Source organism: Mangrovibacterium lignilyticum, from assembly GCF_010882175.1.
Classification (GTDB): Bacteria; Bacteroidota; Bacteroidia; order Bacteroidales; family Prolixibacteraceae; genus Mangrovibacterium; species Mangrovibacterium lignilyticum.
This window is the reverse complement of the sequence record NZ_WKLH01000001.1, coordinates 1,779,692-1,796,733: the sequence shown is the minus strand read 5'-3', so window position 1 is coordinate 1,796,733 and position 17,042 is coordinate 1,779,692. Positions and strand designations below refer to the sequence as shown.

The window sequence follows — 17,042 nt, the reverse complement described above, 5'->3', positions numbered from 1 at the left end:
TGAATACACAAAATACGAAACAATGAAAAAGACATTCACAATAAATATAAGCGGCAGTGTTTTTCACATCGATGAGGATGCATATGGAAAATTACAAGATTACCTGCACATGCTGACCAGCCATTTTGGTACCGATGCCGATGGCCGCGAAATATTGCAGGATATCGAAGCCCGCATTGCTGAATTATTCAGTAAAAAAATGGCTGAAGAAGAGAAAGATGTTGTTAATGAAAGTTGGGTTGACGAGGTGATTGTCCGGATGGGTAAACCCGAAGATTTCCTGGAAGCCGAAGGCGAAGAAGTTGAAGATAAAGGTCTGGGAGCTGAGGCAGATTCAACTCAGGGACGCGTAAAACGTCGCATGTACCGCGATCCCGATCATCGGGTGTTGGGAGGAGTTTGCGCCGGGATGGGTGCTTACTTCAGCATTGATCCGGTTGTTTTGCGAATCATCTTTGTCATCTTATTATTTGCGTCGTTCGGAACAGCGCTGATTATCTACATTATCCTGTGGATCGCTGTCCCTAAAGCTAAAACAACGGCCCAGCGCCTGGAAATGCGTGGAAGGGAGGCCACCGTATCCAACATAGAAAAGTCAATAAAGGAGGAAGTAAAGGAAGTGAAAGAAAGTTATAATCGCTTCCGAAGTTCCGATTCATATAACAAAGGGCGTGAAAACGTATCGCGCTTTGGCGAGATGTTCTACAGTGTTGTGAAAGTATTTTTGAAAATAGTCGGCGTTGTCCTTGGAGCACTAATGATTTTGGTTGGATTTTTAGGCTTGCTCGGATTCCTGATTTCCATGATGGTTGGGCACTCAGTGCTCAGCTCAGCGCCATGGATCGGACATTGGAGTGGCCATGTTGCCGTGCCCGAAATGGCTCATTTCTTTATAGCGCCTGCATCGATGACTGTATTGATGATCGCTTTAGCCTTTTTGGTCGCTATTCCTTTGTTGGCAGTGTTGTACATCGGAACCAAAATTGTCTTCCGCTACAAGTCGAACAACAAAATCATATTCCTGTCCAGTTTAGGCGTATGGCTGGTGGCTTTAATCACCATCGTTATCGTATCAGTTGGGCAGCTGGATGATTATAGCGAGCGCACCACGGTTAGTCAGAATGTTGTGCTCGAGCAGCAAGACTTTCATACCCTCTATCTCGAAATGAACGATGATCATTATAAACACAACTTCAACCGTTCGCTCGATTTAGACCGCATGAAAATGGTTGAACAGGACGGTGAAGCCATCTTGCTCGGTCGTCCGCGGTTCGATGTTGAAAAGAGCAACAACGATGATTTCGTCCTGGTTATCCGCAAAAAATCGCGCGGAGGAAGTGAAGAGGAAGCGGGGCAGAAGGTGCAGGAAATTGTCTACAATTTCAGCCAGTCAGATTCCACCCTCAACTTCGATCCGTATTACACGCTGCAAGAAGGCAACCGTTGGTTGGGTCAGGAAGTGGATTTGACCTTGAAAGTGCCGGAAGGCAAAGCAATTTTCCTGGATAAGGATATGGTGAAAATTATCTACGATATTGAAAACGTCTCGAATACCTGGGATGGCGATATGGTTGGTAAATACTGGGAAATGACGCCGGATGGGTTGACCATGAAAGAATTAAACGAATAAATCATACCCGATTTGTGTCCTGATGTTTTATACCCGGAGGGAGGCTTCGGCTGACCTCCGGCAGGGCACAATTCATAACAATAACGACGATGAAAACAACAAATAACATTCTTCTGCTGGTTGCCTTAATGTTCCTTAGCGGGAGCCTCGCGGCACAAAGCAAATCCGATAAGTTGTTCGATACCTTCCGGAACAAACCGGGGGTGATGTATTTCGCATTCAGCAAAAATATGAACGATGCCTTCAACATTGATCTGGATGATGAAGGAAAGTCGGTTGAAGGCGATCTGCAGGAAATCCGTTTCATGTCGTACAACCCCGGTAAAGGCGAGCTTGGCGTGAAGGAATTCTGTCGCAAATCGAGCAATTTATTACCCGGTGCCTACAAGTTAGTTGAATCGGACGATAGCGATGATGCTAAAATCTGGATGCTTGGCAATAGTAAAAAAGCCCGGGAATTTCATGTTCTGATTAGCGGTGATGATGCAACCGATATGAGCTTTTGGATTTCGTTCTATGGTGATTTTAAGCTGAAAGACCTGGATGGAATCAAATCGATTAGCCACGAAATGGCTTCAGACAATTAACCTTAAAACCCAGTCACTATGAAACGATTAATAAAATCTTACGACCGTGTTTTAGCCGGCGTTTGCGGCGGAATAGCCGAGTACATCAACCCGGATCTCGATCCGCTGATCATTCGCTTATTGTGGGGAATATTCAGTTTTTTCAACCCGGTTTTAATTCTCGTCTATTTTATCCTGGCGTTGGTGATGCCCACAGCCGAACCCATCCAGTCGAAATAGGCACAACAAACAGCGATAATTTATCCGTTAAACAGCAAGCAAGAAATCCGGTTCTCCCCCAAGAGGCCGGATTTTTTTTGTTGCGATCCCGGGGAAATGCTCTCTTTTGCCTTTGCTTGTCATCCCGGATAAAAATCACGTCAAAAAACCGCAGCGAAACCGGCAACAGGTGTTTTTTCGTTCCCTACGTCGCAGGGAGGTCGGCTGCAGGTGTAACTACCGGGCCTGGGGCTCAGCGGAAGCGTCTGCAGGTGTAACCGGTTTGGCTATTATGCAGCGAGCCCGGCTACAGGGTAACCGGGCTCGTTATAGTGGTTGTGACAGGGAAACTTCGATTAAATCAATCCACGGTTTTTCAACAACGGCTTGATGTCCGGATCCTGACCACGGAAGTCGCGGAACAGCTGACCTAAATCTTCGCTGTTGCCACGCGACAGGATCATGTCGCGGAAGCGCTGACCGTTTTCGCGGTTCAGTCCACCGTTTTCTTCAAACCAGGCAAAGGCATCGTTGTCGAGCACCTCGGCCCAGCAATAAGCATAGTAACCGGCTGCGTAACCGCCACCCCAAACGTGTTTGAAGTAGGTTGAACGGTAACGCGAAGGAACCTGCTCCATGTATGCGCCGTTCTTTTTCAGGGCTTCCACTTCAAAAACACCGGCATCGGCTACTTGATCGGCAGTGCTCAGTGTGTGCCATTGCATATCCAGAATCGCTGCTTCGAGGAACTCGCTGAATGCATAACCCTGGTTGAAGGTCGCCGATTTCTTAATTTTTTCGACCAGCTCTTTGGGCATCGGTTCGCCGGTTTTGTAATGCTTGGCGTAGTTGGCAAAAACCGTTGGGTTAAGCGCCCAGTGTTCGTTAAATTGTGAAGGAAGCTCCACAAAGTCGCGCGATACGTTGGTGCCCGAAAGACTTGGATATTCCTGGTTGGCAAACAAGCCGTGCAGCGCGTGACCAAACTCGTGGAACATGGTTGTTACATCGTCGTAGCTGATCAGTGCCGGTTCGCCCGGTGCCGGTTTGGCAAAGTTGCACACATTGTAAATAACCGGTTTCTCGCCCAGCAGTTTCGATTGCTCAACGATGTTGCCCATCCAGGCGCCACCCGACTTATTGTCGCGTTTGTAATAGTCGACATAGAACAAGCCAACCGCTGAGCCGTCTTCGTTGAAGATCTCGAACACCCGCACATCGTTGTTATAAACCGGAATGTCTTTCCGCTCTTTAAAGGTGATGCCGTACAATTGGGTAGCCGCGTAGAACACGCCGTTTTCCATTACATTGTACATTTCGAAATAAGGCTTGATCTGGCTTTCGTCCAAATCGTATTTCTCTTTGCGAACCTGTTCGGCATAGAAGTCCCAATCCCAGGCTTCCAGTTTGAAGTTGCCGCCTTGTTTGTCAATCAACTGCTGAATGTCGGCAGCTTCGACCTTGGCTTTGGCAATGGCTTGCGGAGCCAGCTTGTTCAATAATCCTTCGGCAGCTTCGGGAGTTTTAGCCATTTGGTTTTGCAGTTTCCACTCGGCATAACTGCTGAAGCCCATTAAACTGGCCTTTTGAGCACGAAGTTCCGCCAGGCGAAGAATCATTTGACGGGTGTCGTTTTCGTCGCCTTTTTCGGCACGGTTCCACGATGCTTCGAACAACTTTTGACGCGTTGCACGGTTTGTCAGCGACTGCAGAGCCGGTTGCTGGGTGGTATTCAGAATCGGAATCAGGTATTTACCCGGGAGGCCTGCATCTTCCGCTTTTTGGGCTGCTGCAGCAATCTCGCCGTCCGAAAGCCCGTCCAGCTCTTCTTTGGTATCGACAACCAACGCACTTGCTTTGGCGGCTGCCAGCATCATGTTGGTGAACTTGGTGTTCAGCGTTGCCTCTTCGCCATTCAGCACTTTCATTTGCTCTTTGTCTTCATTCGACAAATTAGCACCTGCCAGCTCAAAGCGTTGGTAGTATTCTTCAACCAGTTTCAACGCTTCGGTATCCAAACCGAGGCTTTCACGGTTTTCGTAAATCGTTTTTACACGTTGAAATAACTTGTCATTCATGTAAATCGCATCTCTGTGAGCCGCCAGTTTGGGTGCTTCTTCTTCTTCAATGCGTTGAATTTCGGGGTTGGTGTTGGCTCCTGCAAGCAAGCCAAAAACGCCCTGTGCCCGGCTGAGTAACTCGCCGCTTTTTTCCATTTCGACCAGGGTGTTCTCGAAGGTCGGTGCCTCTGTATTGTTGGCTATTTTTTCAATTTCAGCCAGGTGTTCCGCCATTCCCGCTTCAATAGCAGGCTGGAAATGTTCATTTTTAATGACTGTAAAGTCTGGCGCCCCGTAGGGTAAACTACTCGGGCTCAGTAACGGATTGTCTCCCATTGCTTCGTTGTTTTGTGTTTGTTGATTGGGGCCGCATGCTGTCGCCAGCAACACGATGAATACCGCCGGAAGATAAAGAACTCGTTTCATAGTTGTAAAGTTGTATGTAAAATGAATCTGTTTCTATAACATGATAGGTCTTCTTTTTCGGGTAATCATTACAAATTGCCCTGGAAAATGCGTCGATTGGTTCAGAATGGTTGACTTTGAACCGTGAAGTTAATGATTCCGCTGTGGCAAATTCTGGGGTAAAATCAGTTTCCGGTTTCAGTTGAACAGCAGGGTGAAGGCCGTTTCCTTTCCCGGAACAGAGCTGGCTTTCAGGCTGCCACCGTGCAGCCGCATAATTTGGCGCGACAGGCTGAGCCCGATTCCCGATCCGTTTTCGCGGGTCGTGAAAAAGGGGACAAAGATTTCTTCCATGATGTCTGTCGGAATGCCGGGGCCGTTATCGCGAACCAGTATTTCAACCTGCCCCGACGAGTTTTCCCGGCCAATCAATTGAATCTCGCCGCTTTCCTGCTTGTCCAGCGCTTCCACGGCATTTTTCACCAGGTTAATCAGTACCTGGGAAATCAGTTTTTCGTCGGCTAAAACCAGCAACTTCTCATCCGGCTTTTTCACCGTAATGCGCGTGTGATCGTCGGGGAGGGCAGCGCGTCGCAGGAGGGCTGTTTTTTCCAGCAAATCACCGACGGCAACCAGTTTCTTCTCCGGCTTTGGTAGGCGGGTAAACTTGCGGTACGATTCCACAAAGTTGATCAGTCCTCTGCCTTGCTCTTTGATGATGTCCAAACCACGGATGGTGTTTCGAATGAGTTTGTCATCCACTGTTGAGGCAGGAATTGGCACACCTTCTTTTTGGTAATAATTGCTGAGGCTTTCCGAAAGTGAGGTGACCGGGGCAATGGAATTCATAATTTCGTGGGTCAGCACACGGATCAGTTTCAGCCACGAGTCCAGCTCTTTTTCATCCAGTTCGCGGTTGATATCCTGGATGGACAGCAAGCTGAGCTGGTCTTTCTGATTTTTAAAAGCTCCCGATTTAATAAGCAAAGTTGTCGTCCCTTGTTTCCCGTTGAATTGCACCAGTTTTTGTTCGTTCGGTTGCAATTGTTGCAGCACGTTTGCCAGTTTGTGATCAACCTTCTCCAATTGTTTCAGGTGGGTGAGTTGTTCCAGTCCGAGCAGCTTTTTCAGACTTTGGTTGGCGTGTAGCACAAAACCTTTCTCGTTGTAGGTGAGAATTCCGGTGCCGACATGCTCAATCAGGGCGCGGAAATAGTGTTCCTGCTGGTGCGATTCAATCTTAACGCGCTGGATGTATTCGTTGATTAACTGCATATTTTGGTGCAGGCTGCGAATCACCGAACTCTTGTCGCGCGGCTCGAAGTTTTGGCTGAAGTCTTCGTTCCTGATCGACTCGAAGAAGTAGTTGATCCGCTCGGTCAGCTGGTTTTGATAGTGGACAAGATGGACGATTTGGAACAGCAGCGCCAAACCAATCAGGATGGGCCAAAGTACATGTTGACCGGTGAAAACAGACCAGGAAAGGACAAAGGCCCAGCCAGCGACAAGGACGACTTTTAAACCAACTTGGGAGCGATAGGATCGAAACATCAGAGTCCGAATTTTTTGAGTTTGTTGTACAGGGTTTGCCGGGTGATCCCCAGCATGTCGGCCGCCGCACTGATGTTGCCGGGGCTTTTTTCAAGGGCTGCCAGAATGAGGCGTTTTTCCATCTCCTCGAGCTTCAGGCTTTCGGTGTCGTTTTTTGTTCCGGTGACCGGACGCAGGAAAAAATCGTCTGCTTTCAACACATTGTTCTCACTTAAGATGACCGCTTTTTCGATGCTGTGTTCCAGTTCGCGGATATTGCCCGGCCAGTTGTACTTCAGCAGTTTTTCCTGGGCCTGATTGTTGATTTTTAGTGATTGTTTGTCGTATTTCCAGGCATATTTTTTCAGGAAGAAGTCTGCGAGCACCAGAATGTCGTTGCCCCGATCGCGCAGTGGCGGGATCTCAATCTGAATGGTGTTAATCCTATAGAGAAGATCTTCCCGGAAGAGTCCTTTCTCCACCAGTTCCGGAAGGTTTTTATTGGTCGCACAAATTAAGCGGATGTCAATCGGAATGGCCTGGTTGGAACCAATACGGGTGATCTCGCGGTTTTGCAGGGCGGCCAGCAATTTCGCCTGCAGGTGAAAGGAAAGGTTTCCGATTTCATCTAAGAACAGCGAGCCCTTATTGGCGACCTCGAACTTCCCGGTTCGGTTTTCACGTGCATCGGTAAAGGCGCCTTTCACGTGCCCAAAAAGCTCACTCTCGAACAGCGATTCGCTTAGCGCACCCATATCAACACTCACCAGCATCTCGGCACTACGGTTCGACAAACGGTGAATTTCCCGTGCAATCAGCTCTTTGCCCGTGCCGTTTTCGCCGGTAATCAGCACATTGGTATCGGTTTTGGCTACTTTACGGACAATATTCAGAACCTGCATCAATTGGGGCGACGAGCCGATGATGAAGTTCTCGTCCCGGTTGATTTCCCGTTTAAGGGCTTTTTCTTTTTGCTTCAGACTTTTGACTTCTTCGCGCGACATGCTCAGCTGTATCGCCGAACGAACAGTGGCCAGCAGTTTGGTGTTGTCCCAGGGTTTTAAAATGAAATCGGTGGCGCCGGTTTTCAACGCTTTTACCGCCAGTTCCACATCGCCGTAGGCCGTAATCAATACCACCGAAATCTCCGGATAGTTTTCCTTGATTTGGTTCAGCCAGTAAATGCCTTCGTTGCCGGTATTTACGCCGGCCTTGAAATTCATATCCAGCATCACCAGGTGATAAGTGTTTTTCCGCAACTCGCTGATCAGCTGGTTGGGCGAGGAAAGACATTCAACCTTATCAAACTCGGGTGTTAACAAAAAGTCGAGCGCACTGAGGACACTTTTGTTGTCGTCGACAATCAGAATATTCCCTTTGGGCATTTTTTATTTCAAAGGTAGACGACTGGAATTTGGAACGCAATAAGATGTAAAAATATTTGACAGCTAATTGTCAATATATTTGACGAAAACTGTTGGCTTGTAATTTTAGGGTACAGGAAGCCAGTCGATTATAGTTTTGGCATTGTTCTCGATGTTTCCAATTAGAATTATTGAGTAATGAATAGAACTAAATCCATCTTATTGGCGCTGTGTCTCGGTTGCCTGCCGGTTGTTTTGCCTGCCACCGGGGCCTGGAGTTTAACCGAATGCATTCAGCAAGCGCTCGCGCACAACCTGGAGCATTATCAATATGCGTTGAGTGAACAGTCATCGGTTGTTTCTGTGCGGCAAGCAAAGCTGAATTTACTGCCGTCGCTGTCTGCTTCATCCAATGCGGGAGTTAGTTATGGACGCGCAGTCGACCCCAGTTCGTACGACGTCATTAATACGGATTTCTTCAATAGTTCGTTCGATTTACGAGCAAGCATAGCGGTTTTCCAGGGGTTCATTCTTCAAAACAGAATGGGTTACAGTAAATACCAGTTGGAAGCTGAAAAATGGCAGCGGGTGAACCATGCCGATGATTTGGCTTTCAACGTGATGATCGCATACTATGATCTGATTTATTACGAAGGACTGGTTCTGATTGCACAGGAACAGCTGGAATTGTCGGAATATAACGTGCGGAAAACAGCAAAACTAATCGAAACAGGCCTCAAAGCGAAAACAGACCTGGCCGAGATGCAGGCTACTTATGAGAAGGAAAAGCTGAATCGGATGCAAGCTGAAAACAAAGCAGAAGAAGCCCGCTTGAAACTGGTTCAATATTTAAACTTGCCAACCGGGCAGTCGATTGACGTGCTTCAGAAGGAGTCTGATTCGTTGATTGTGGCAACAGCACAGCCTGAAGCCGATTCGCTTTACCGGGCTTATGTGCTGCAATCGCCCTATGTGAAAATTGCCGAGGCTCAATTGAAGGCAGCATCAAAACGGCTGGCGATTGCCCGCGGGCAGTATGCGCCTTCGCTGTATTTGAATGCCTCGCTTGGGAGCAGTTATTCGGAAACAGATCTGGATGTGGACGGAAATGTAACGTCATTCCACACGCAGCTCGACAATAACCTGGGGCAATATGTGGGTGCTTCACTGTCGATCCCGATTTTCAGCAAAAATCAGATGCGCAGCAGTGTTCAGCAGGCTAAGCTGGCAAAAGAAGCGGCCCAAACGGAATTGGAAACGTACCGGCAAGCGGTGTACTACGAGTTGATGAATAACAGCCGCGAACTGCAAGCGCTCTATCAGCAGTATACCCAAACCGGTAAGCAATATGAAGCTGAAGAGTTGGCTTTTCGGGCGGCGCAGCGCAAATACGATGAAGGTATTTTGAATGTCATCGATTTGCTGACGGTGAAAAACCGGCTGGCCGAAGTGAAAGCTTCCCTCTTATCAGCCCGATTGAAATACACCATCAAAGAAAAAGTGATTAATTTTTACAAGGGTATTCGCTTCTGGGAACAGGAATAGCGAAGTGCAAAGAGCATGGGACGAAGAGTGCTCAACTTAAAACTTTGAACTAAAAACTTGAAACTTTAGCATATGTCAATGGATCGCGTCATAGAGAAGAAAAAAGGATTGAAACCCAAGCACCTGTTGTGGGGAGCCGGAGTCGTTGTGCTTATGCTGTTACTGTACCAAATCCTTTTTGCCAGTCACGATTCGGTTTTCCGGGCCGAACGGGATAAATTAACGATCAGCACGGTTGAAAACAGCCAGTTCAACGACTACATCACTATCATTGGTCAGGTTGAGCCCATTACGACGATTTATCTCGATGCCGAAGAAGGCGGTCGGGTGGAAGAGCGGTTGATTGAGGAAGGCTCAATGGTTAAACAAGGCGATGTGATTTTGAGGCTGGAAAATCGGCAACTATACCAAACAATTCTGAACAGTGAAACCGATTTGGCAGAAAAGGAGAACTACCTGCGGCAAACCCGAATCAACTTCGAAACTGAGTTGATTCAATCTCGGCGCAATATTCTGGACAACGAGTATCGCCTGACCCGGAAAAAACGGAATTTCGAACAGTATGAGAAACTGTATCGGGAAGATCTGATTTCGAAGGAAGATTACCTGCAGTCGCAAGAAGATTACACCTATGAAGTGAAGCTGTTGGAAATTAATAAGCTGAAAGCAAAAAATGACTCGCTGATTCAACTGACATCGATGAAGACATTGGAAACCGACTTGCTAAAAATGCGGCAAATGCTTGGTCTGGTGAGAGAGCGGTTGGATAACCTGAATGTAAAAGCACCGGTTGACGGGCAATTAGGCATGTTGGATGCCGAAATTGGGCAATCCATTTCACAGGGTCAACGAATCGGGATGATTCATGTGCTGACCAGCTTTAAAGTGAAAGCGCAAATTGATGAGCACTATATTGATCGGGTTCGTCGCGATTTGGCTGCTTCTTTTGAACGGAATGGTGTAAATTACAGGATGGTTGTCAAAAAGGTGTATCCGGAAGTTCGTGACGGTCAATTTGAAATCGATTTGTTGTTTGTCGGCGAAACACCGGAAAATATCCGGGCCGGGCAAACCTATCATGTTAAGTTGGAACTGGGACAAAGCGAAAGCGCACTGCTGTTGCCTCGTGGCGGCTTTTTCCAGAGCACCGGCGGACAGTGGGTGTTTGTGCTGAACGAAAGCGGATCCGAAGCGGTGAAACGCTCCATCCGGATTGGCAAACAGAACCCGCAATATTACGAAGTGCTGGAAGGATTGCAAGCGGGTGAGCAAGTCATTACCTCCAGCTACGAACTGTTTGGGGATAACGATAAAATCGTGCTGAAGTAGCAAAGAGCAGAGAGCCTGGCGTAAAGAGCTGTGATTAAACTTTAAGAATGCAACCACTGAGTTGCACCGGGTTTAAGAAGAGTTTCACAAATTGCTCCGTTTGAAAAGAATGTAAGTAGCAAGGAATTTGTAAATTCTGAAATTTTGAAAAACGACAATAAAACAAAACGCAAAATGATACGGACATCAAACCTAACCAAAGTATTCCGCACGGAAGAGATTGAAACCAGTGCACTGGATCAAGTCAACCTTCATGTACAAAAAGGCGAATTTGTAGCCATCATGGGGCCGTCGGGTTGTGGAAAATCAACGCTGCTGAACATTATCGGCTTGCTCGATAATCCTTCGGGAGGAGAGTATTTCTTCGATGCACAGGAAGTTGGTCACCTGAAAGAACGGAACCGGACCCAGCTGCGCAAAGGCAACATCGGCTTCGTATTTCAAAGCTTCAACCTGATTGACGAGCTGAATGTGTACGAAAATGTGGAGCTGCCACTCATCTACCTGAAGTTGAAAGCCAGTGAGCGAAAAGCCATGGTCGAAAAGGTGCTTGAGCGCATGAAAATCAGTCATCGGCGCAAACACTTCCCACAGCAATTGTCCGGTGGGCAGCAGCAGCGTGTGGCCATTGCGCGAGCCGTGGTGGCCAATCCCAAACTCATTTTGGCCGATGAGCCAACCGGTAACCTCGATTCAAAAAACGGCTTGGAGGTGATGAACCTGCTCACGGAACTGAACCGGGAAGGAACAACCATCGTGATGGTGACCCACTCCTTGCACGACTCCGAGTTTGCACATCGGGTTGTCAACCTGTTCGACGGACAAATCATAACCGAAGAAGTCAAGAAGCAGCTGGGCGAAGTGTTGCTTTAAGTAGCTGTGTATCGCACTCTGATGGTGATCGAAACACCATCGCTTACTACGCCGTGAAGAAAGGACTCGAGAGTTTCGCCTACAAATCCAACCTGAGTTGGTGGATCTCCGCCCTGGCCGGTTTGCTGGCCTTGGGCATTGCCCTGCTGACGGTGAGCTGGCAAAGTTGGAAACCATCCACGCGAAATCCGGTGGAAGCGCTGCGGTATGAATAGATAGAAGCATAGGGTTCCCGAATAAGAATGAAGCATAAACCAATAAAAACCTAATCAGAGATGAGACAATTTTATCATCTTAAAATAGCATTCAGAAGCCTCACCCGGGAGATGAAAAATTCAGCTTTTCTTCTCATTTCCCTTTGTATTGGACTGATTACGTTTATGCTCGTTTCGGGCTATGTTTTTTACGAAAGAGGATTCGACCGTGTATTTCCCGACAACCAAAAAATTTACAGGGTAAGAACCGATATTTACAGCGGAAATGAGTTGAGTATTTCCATCCCTCAATGTGAACGAGGTGTGGCAACCACATTAAAAGAGAAATATCCCCAGGTTGTGTCAGCTGGTTTCCTCACCGAAACAAACAACCCGCAATATAAAATTGGCGACGAAATTTTTTCTAATAGTCATATCTATCATGCCTCAGCGGGATTCCTCGATGTGTTTTCAATTGCGTTCTTGCAAGGAAATAAACAGGAAGTGTTAACCCGGCCGTACACGGCAATTATTTCGGAAAGTACCGCTCAAAAATATTTTGGAGATACCAATCCTGTCGGGCAAATTTTATTTAAGTATCCGTCATTTGAATATACCATTGAAGGCGTTTTTAGAGATATTCCGGCACAGGCCCATTTCTCTGCTGAAGTTTTACTTTCGTTTCACGACGATATGCATCTTCCACCACCTGCTAAAGCACAGTGGGGTGAAACGGGGTTTTACACCTACCTGAAACTGGATGGAAATGTAGATGTAAAACAGATTGAGTTAGCAATAAACACTATCGTTAGCGAGAATAAAAAGATACAATTCGAAAAAAGCAAGGTCAGCCATTTGTATCATCTACAGCCACTGAATGCGATTCATCTTCATTCGGAAATGAAAAACGAACTGGAGACAGGTTCGCGCGCCCAATATGTAACACTCATTTTTATAATCGGATTATTGATTTTTTGTGCATCGGGATTTAATTATATCCAGTTTACCTTTTCCAGTTTGATTAACTCGGCAAAAAAAACAGGAATCAAAAAAGTATGCGGTGCAACACGCCACGAAATCCTGGGCGGGACCCTCTCCGAATCGTTGATTATTCATTTCTGTGCCATCCTCATTTCGCTGGGTGTTGGGTGGTTACTTATACCTGTCATGAAAAACCAGTTTGGAATTTATCTGCGACCGGTGTTTGTTAGTCCGCTTTTTCTGTCGATGCTATTTGCAATTGTATTAATCAGCATTTTAATCGGTGGCATTGTTCCCGCATTAATGATTAACCGTTTTAATAGTCTCGAACTTTTTAAATTAAGATATAAGCAAGTGGCCAATGGATTTTCTTTTAGACAGGTAGTTGTTGTTGCTCAGTTTGCCATTGTTATCGCCATTGTTGCCGGTATTGCAGGGGTTAGTAAGCAGGTTAATTTTTTGATGGATAAAGACAAAGGTTTCGATGTGAAAAACACCTTGGTTATTAAGGTGCCTAAGAATATTCGAAAAACATCAATGCGAATTAATAACCTGCATGCCTTTGAAGAAGAGCTGTTGAGTAATAGTGTGATACTGGGATTTTCGAGCTCAAACGTGATTCCGGGAGATTTATCAGCCTATAACTTTAGTTTTACGGAGGCATTGTCGGGAAAAGGAGGCAAGGCTGCGCTTATTGTTGCCGACGACAATTTTATTAGGAATTATAATATTCCTCTTTTGGCCGGAACAAATTTCCGGGGGAAAACTACTTCAGCCCATAATAATTCGTGTATTATCAATCGCGCCGGGTTACAATATCTTGGTTTCCAAAATCCCGAAGAAGCTATTGGCAGGCAGATAAAAATGGAAGACGAGAGTGGCATGCAAAAGTTCGAGGTGTCTGTGGTTGGAGTTGTTGAAAACGTGGATTTTAGCGATACAAAAGAAAATCACAAACCCATTGTTCTTATCAACTGGACTGAAAATATGATCTGGGGAAATTACTCGATAAAAATTGCCAGTTCCGATTTTGCTTCTGTCATCCCCTTTATTAAGGAAAAATTCACCCAAACTTTCCCCAATTATCCCTTCGAATATTTAATTGTTGAGGACTATTACAACAGGCAGTTCGACAAAGAAATTCAACTTGTAAAAATATTCCGTTTGTTTATTATTGTTGCCATTTTTATCAGTGTTATCAACCTGTTTTCTATTGCCTTGCTGATTTCTTTGGCTCGAGTGAAGGAAATCGGCATCCGCAAAGTGAATGGTGCCAAAGTGTCGGAGATACTTACCATGCTTAATAAAGACTTTATAAAATGGATTGTGATTGCTTTTGTGATCGCCACCCCTGTTGCATATTATGCCATGAGCAAATGGCTCGAAAACTTCGCCTATAAAACCAACCTCAGCTGGTGGATCTTCGCCCTGGCCGGTATGCTGGCGCTGGGTATTGCGCTGCTAACCGTAAGCTGGCAAAGCTGGAAGGCAGCTACGCGAAATCCGGTTGAAGCACTCAGATATGAGTAACCGCTAAATTCAATCTACAAAAAGAAACGGACCATGTTTAGACTACTCTTGAAATTTGCCCGGCGGGGTTTTCTGAAAAACAAATTTGTTTCAGGCATTAACTTGCTGGGGCTGACGATCGCTTTTGCATGTTGCTTGCTGGTTTGCATCTACGTTGTCAACGAGACCAGTTATGATCGTTGGTATAGCAAACATGACCGCTTATTTCGGGTTGCAGCTAAAATTGAAATGAACGGTATCGATTTCAGTTCGGCGATGGCACCGCCACCGCTGGCTAAAACCCTGGTTCGCGAAATCCCTGAAGTCGAAAAAGCGACTCGCTTGTGGCAATGGCCCAATATTTCAGTAAAAAATGAACTTGATGTTGACGATATTCTGGCATTCAATGAAAAGCACGTTGTTGAGGCCGACTCTAATTTTTTTGATGTTTTTCAATTTAAACTCATTCAGGGAGATACGAGAACTGTTCTGAAAAATCCTCGTTCGATTGTCCTGACCAGAGAAACGGCGATTAAATATTTTGGGTTGGAGGATTATGGCAAAGGGTTGGTCGTCGGTAAATCGCTAGCGTTAAAAATATGGGGTAGGTACCGTCCATATGAAATAACGGGGATTTGTGAGTCACCAAAAGAACAAACCCATTTCAGTTTCGATATTTTGTTTGCAAGTAGTGGAGATCCGGACAGCAACACCAACCACTGGCTGAATAACACCTATTACACATACGCCATGCTATCTGCAGGAGCAGACCCTAAACTGGTTGAAGGTAAAATGGGGCGGCTGGTGGAGAAATACATCAACGGGGGCTACAACAAAGAATTTGTTACCACAGCAAATGCCGGGCAGGATTATTGGCATTTTTTGTTACAACCAGTAACTTCCATTCATTTGAATTCCAATTTTGAAAGCGAGTTGAAACCCAATAGCAATATGCGCAATATTTTTATCGCTGTAGGAATTGCTCTTTTGGTCCTGATTGTTGCAGTGCTAAACTTCATAAACCTGTTTACAGTAGGTAATTTGGGAAGGGCAAAAGAAATTGCATTGCGGAGAATTTCAGGAGCCGCTCGCAAAAACATTGTTTGGGGGTTTCTTTTCGAATCGTTGGGAATTGCTTTCATGGGAATGATCCTGGCATTAGTTGTATCAGGAATTGGCTATCAAAACCTGGAGGCGATTTCTCCGGGAATAAAAGAATTGGCTCTTTTCCGGCCGCTAACCTTTCTATTCCCAATCGGGCTGGTTATTGCAGTAGGTCTGGGAGGCGGATTATTTTCGGCCATTAAGCTGGCGATTGGAAACGACATTTCACTCATGAAGAACCAGGCTGTTTTCAGTAGCAGGGCTACTGCTCGCCAACTAGTTGTCACCGGGCAGTTTGTTATTGCCATGATCCTGATCTCCGTCTCGATTTTGGTAAGCCGACAGTTACATTTCTTAATTCAGAAAGATCCCGGTTACGACCAGGAGCATGTGTTGGTTTTCGACGCTCCGGTATGGGGATTGAGGCAGAACTTTGAGAGCTTCAAATCCGAATTGCTGGAGTCTCCCGATATTATTTCAGTTACAACGTCGAGTACTGTTCCCGGAGATGGTGATTACAATACACCGCTATACCTGAAAAAGCCCGGAGATCCTTCCAATCACATGGTTATTCCCTACCGGGGGAGTTATGATTTTTTGCCAACCATCGGCTTGCAACTAATTGCCGGAAGGACCTTTGCTAAAAGTTACGATGACAGTCACAGCATCATGTTGAGTGAATCTGCTGTTCGAAGCCTGGGATTGAAAGATCCCGTAGGAACATTCATTTACGATAGTGAAATTCGTGCCAACCAGGAACAATTGACCCGGCTGGATATTATCGGCGTGGTAAAAGATATTCATTTTGAAAGCTACTACAAATCGATCCGGCCATTTGCCATTTTGTTTGATCAGTTCCACAATTATGTATCCGTTCAGGTAAAACCGGGACAAATTGCTTCAACTTTAAATTTCATCAAAGAAAAGTGGATTGGAAGCTATCCGGATGCACCATTCAGTTATTCATTTCTGGATAAGAAATTCGAAGCACAATATAACCGGGAAGCCAGCTTGAAGACTTTTATCCTGTTATTTACGGGGATTGCTATTTTTATTGCCGTGTTGGGCTTGTTCGCCATTTCGATGCACATAGCCGGACAACGGGCAAAAGAAATCGGCATCCGTAAAGTGAATGGCGCAAAAGTATCGGAGGTGATGGCAATGCTCAATCGCGACTTTGTAAAATGGGTATTGATTGCCTTTGTGATCGCGACACCCATGGCGTACTACGCCATGAGCAAATGGCTCGAGAACTTCGCCTATAAAACGAACCTCAGCTGGTGGATCTTCGCCCTGGCCGGATTGCTGGCCTTGAGCATTGCACTGCTCACCGTGAGCTGGCAAAGCTGGCGGGCCGCTACGCGGAACCCGGTGGAAGCTTTGCGATATGAATAAATTGTCCGAATCAGGATTTACCGGATGAAATGATTAACAAGATGGTAATGGGCCGATCATGAATACAAAAATAAACGACGAACTGACTTACCCGATCATTGGGTGTGCGATGAAAGGACACAATACGTTGGGTGATGGTTGAATTAAGGGCTTTGGTAGCATTGGAAAATGTTCACCTGGCGCAGGGGCTCAATTATTTAACGGCCTATCAAATAGACCGGAGCCTGCTCGTCAACTTTGGCTCGACAAGTTTGGAGGTCAAGCGACTGTTTCGAAAACACTGATCCTGCTAATCTTTAAATCATCACAATCCTGATTCAGATATGAGTGAAAAGCTG

At 46.1% G+C, this 17,042-nt stretch carries 12 protein-coding genes; 9 read left to right on the top strand and 3 right to left on the bottom strand.

Going from position 1 to position 17,042, the window contains the following annotated elements:
• Nucleotides 1-22: 22 nt before the first annotated feature.
• From GJV22_RS07175 to GJV22_RS07165, 3 genes are all read left to right on the top strand, one after another.
• Entirely contained in the window at nt 23-1,630 is a 1,608-nt protein-coding gene (locus tag GJV22_RS07175) for a PspC domain-containing protein (protein ID WP_163710763.1), read from the top strand.
• An 89-nt stretch (nt 1,631-1,719) separates the two neighbouring features.
• The gene (locus GJV22_RS07170) at nt 1,720-2,217 is read left to right on the top strand and encodes a DUF4252 domain-containing protein (RefSeq protein WP_163710760.1); all 498 of its coding nucleotides are present in this window, start codon (nt 1,720-1,722) and stop codon (nt 2,215-2,217) included.
• Nucleotides 2,218-2,235: 18 nt separating this feature from the next.
• Nucleotides 2,236-2,436, top strand: coding sequence for a PspC domain-containing protein (locus tag GJV22_RS07165; protein WP_163710757.1), 201 nt, complete (start codon nt 2,236-2,238; stop codon nt 2,434-2,436).
• A 335-nt stretch (nt 2,437-2,771) separates the two neighbouring features.
• Here GJV22_RS07165 and dcp read toward each other — a convergent pair whose 3' ends face one another.
• The 3 genes from dcp to GJV22_RS07150 form a co-directional block, all read right to left on the bottom strand.
• Nucleotides 2,772-4,901: a peptidyl-dipeptidase Dcp gene (gene dcp, locus GJV22_RS07160; protein WP_163710754.1), complete on the bottom strand. Its 2,130-nt coding sequence runs from the start codon at nt 4,899-4,901 to the stop codon at nt 2,772-2,774.
• 177 nt (nt 4,902-5,078) lie between these two features.
• Nucleotides 5,079-6,431 (bottom strand): sensor histidine kinase, encoded by a 1,353-nt coding sequence (locus GJV22_RS07155; RefSeq protein WP_238480293.1) that lies wholly within the window; start codon nt 6,429-6,431, stop codon nt 5,079-5,081.
• Entirely contained in the window at nt 6,431-7,795 is a 1,365-nt protein-coding gene (locus GJV22_RS07150; RefSeq protein WP_163710751.1) for a sigma-54-dependent transcriptional regulator, read from the bottom strand. Before GJV22_RS07150 ends, GJV22_RS07155 begins: the two co-directional genes overlap by 1 nt.
• Before the next feature lie 177 nt (nt 7,796-7,972).
• Between GJV22_RS07150 and GJV22_RS07145 the strand changes: the two genes are divergently transcribed.
• The 6 genes from GJV22_RS07145 (at nt 7,973) to GJV22_RS07120 (ending at nt 16,988) form a co-directional block, all read left to right on the top strand.
• Nucleotides 7,973-9,319 carry a TolC family protein gene (locus GJV22_RS07145; protein WP_163710748.1) on the top strand — a complete coding sequence of 449 codons (1,347 nt, stop codon included), beginning with the start codon at nt 7,973-7,975 and terminating at the stop codon, nt 9,317-9,319.
• Between the two features lie 72 nt (nt 9,320-9,391).
• Nucleotides 9,392-10,648, top strand: coding sequence for an efflux RND transporter periplasmic adaptor subunit (locus tag GJV22_RS07140; protein ID WP_238480292.1), 1,257 nt, complete (start codon nt 9,392-9,394; stop codon nt 10,646-10,648).
• Nucleotides 10,649-10,822: 174 nt separating this feature from the next.
• The gene (locus GJV22_RS07135) at nt 10,823-11,521 is read left to right on the top strand and encodes an ABC transporter ATP-binding protein (RefSeq protein ID WP_163710745.1); all 699 of its coding nucleotides are present in this window, start codon (nt 10,823-10,825) and stop codon (nt 11,519-11,521) included.
• Nucleotides 11,522-11,796: 275 nt separating this feature from the next.
• Nucleotides 11,797-14,226, top strand: coding sequence for an ABC transporter permease (locus tag GJV22_RS07130; protein ID WP_163710742.1), 2,430 nt, complete (start codon nt 11,797-11,799; stop codon nt 14,224-14,226).
• A gap of 33 nt (nt 14,227-14,259) precedes the next feature.
• Complete coding sequence (locus GJV22_RS07125) at nt 14,260-16,704, top strand: ABC transporter permease (RefSeq protein WP_163710740.1); 2,445 nt, start codon at nt 14,260-14,262, stop codon at nt 16,702-16,704.
• A 134-nt stretch (nt 16,705-16,838) separates the two neighbouring features.
• Nucleotides 16,839-16,988: a GxxExxY protein gene (locus tag GJV22_RS07120; RefSeq protein WP_238480291.1), complete on the top strand. Its 150-nt coding sequence runs from the start codon at nt 16,839-16,841 to the stop codon at nt 16,986-16,988.
• Nucleotides 16,989-17,042 lie beyond the last annotated feature (54 nt).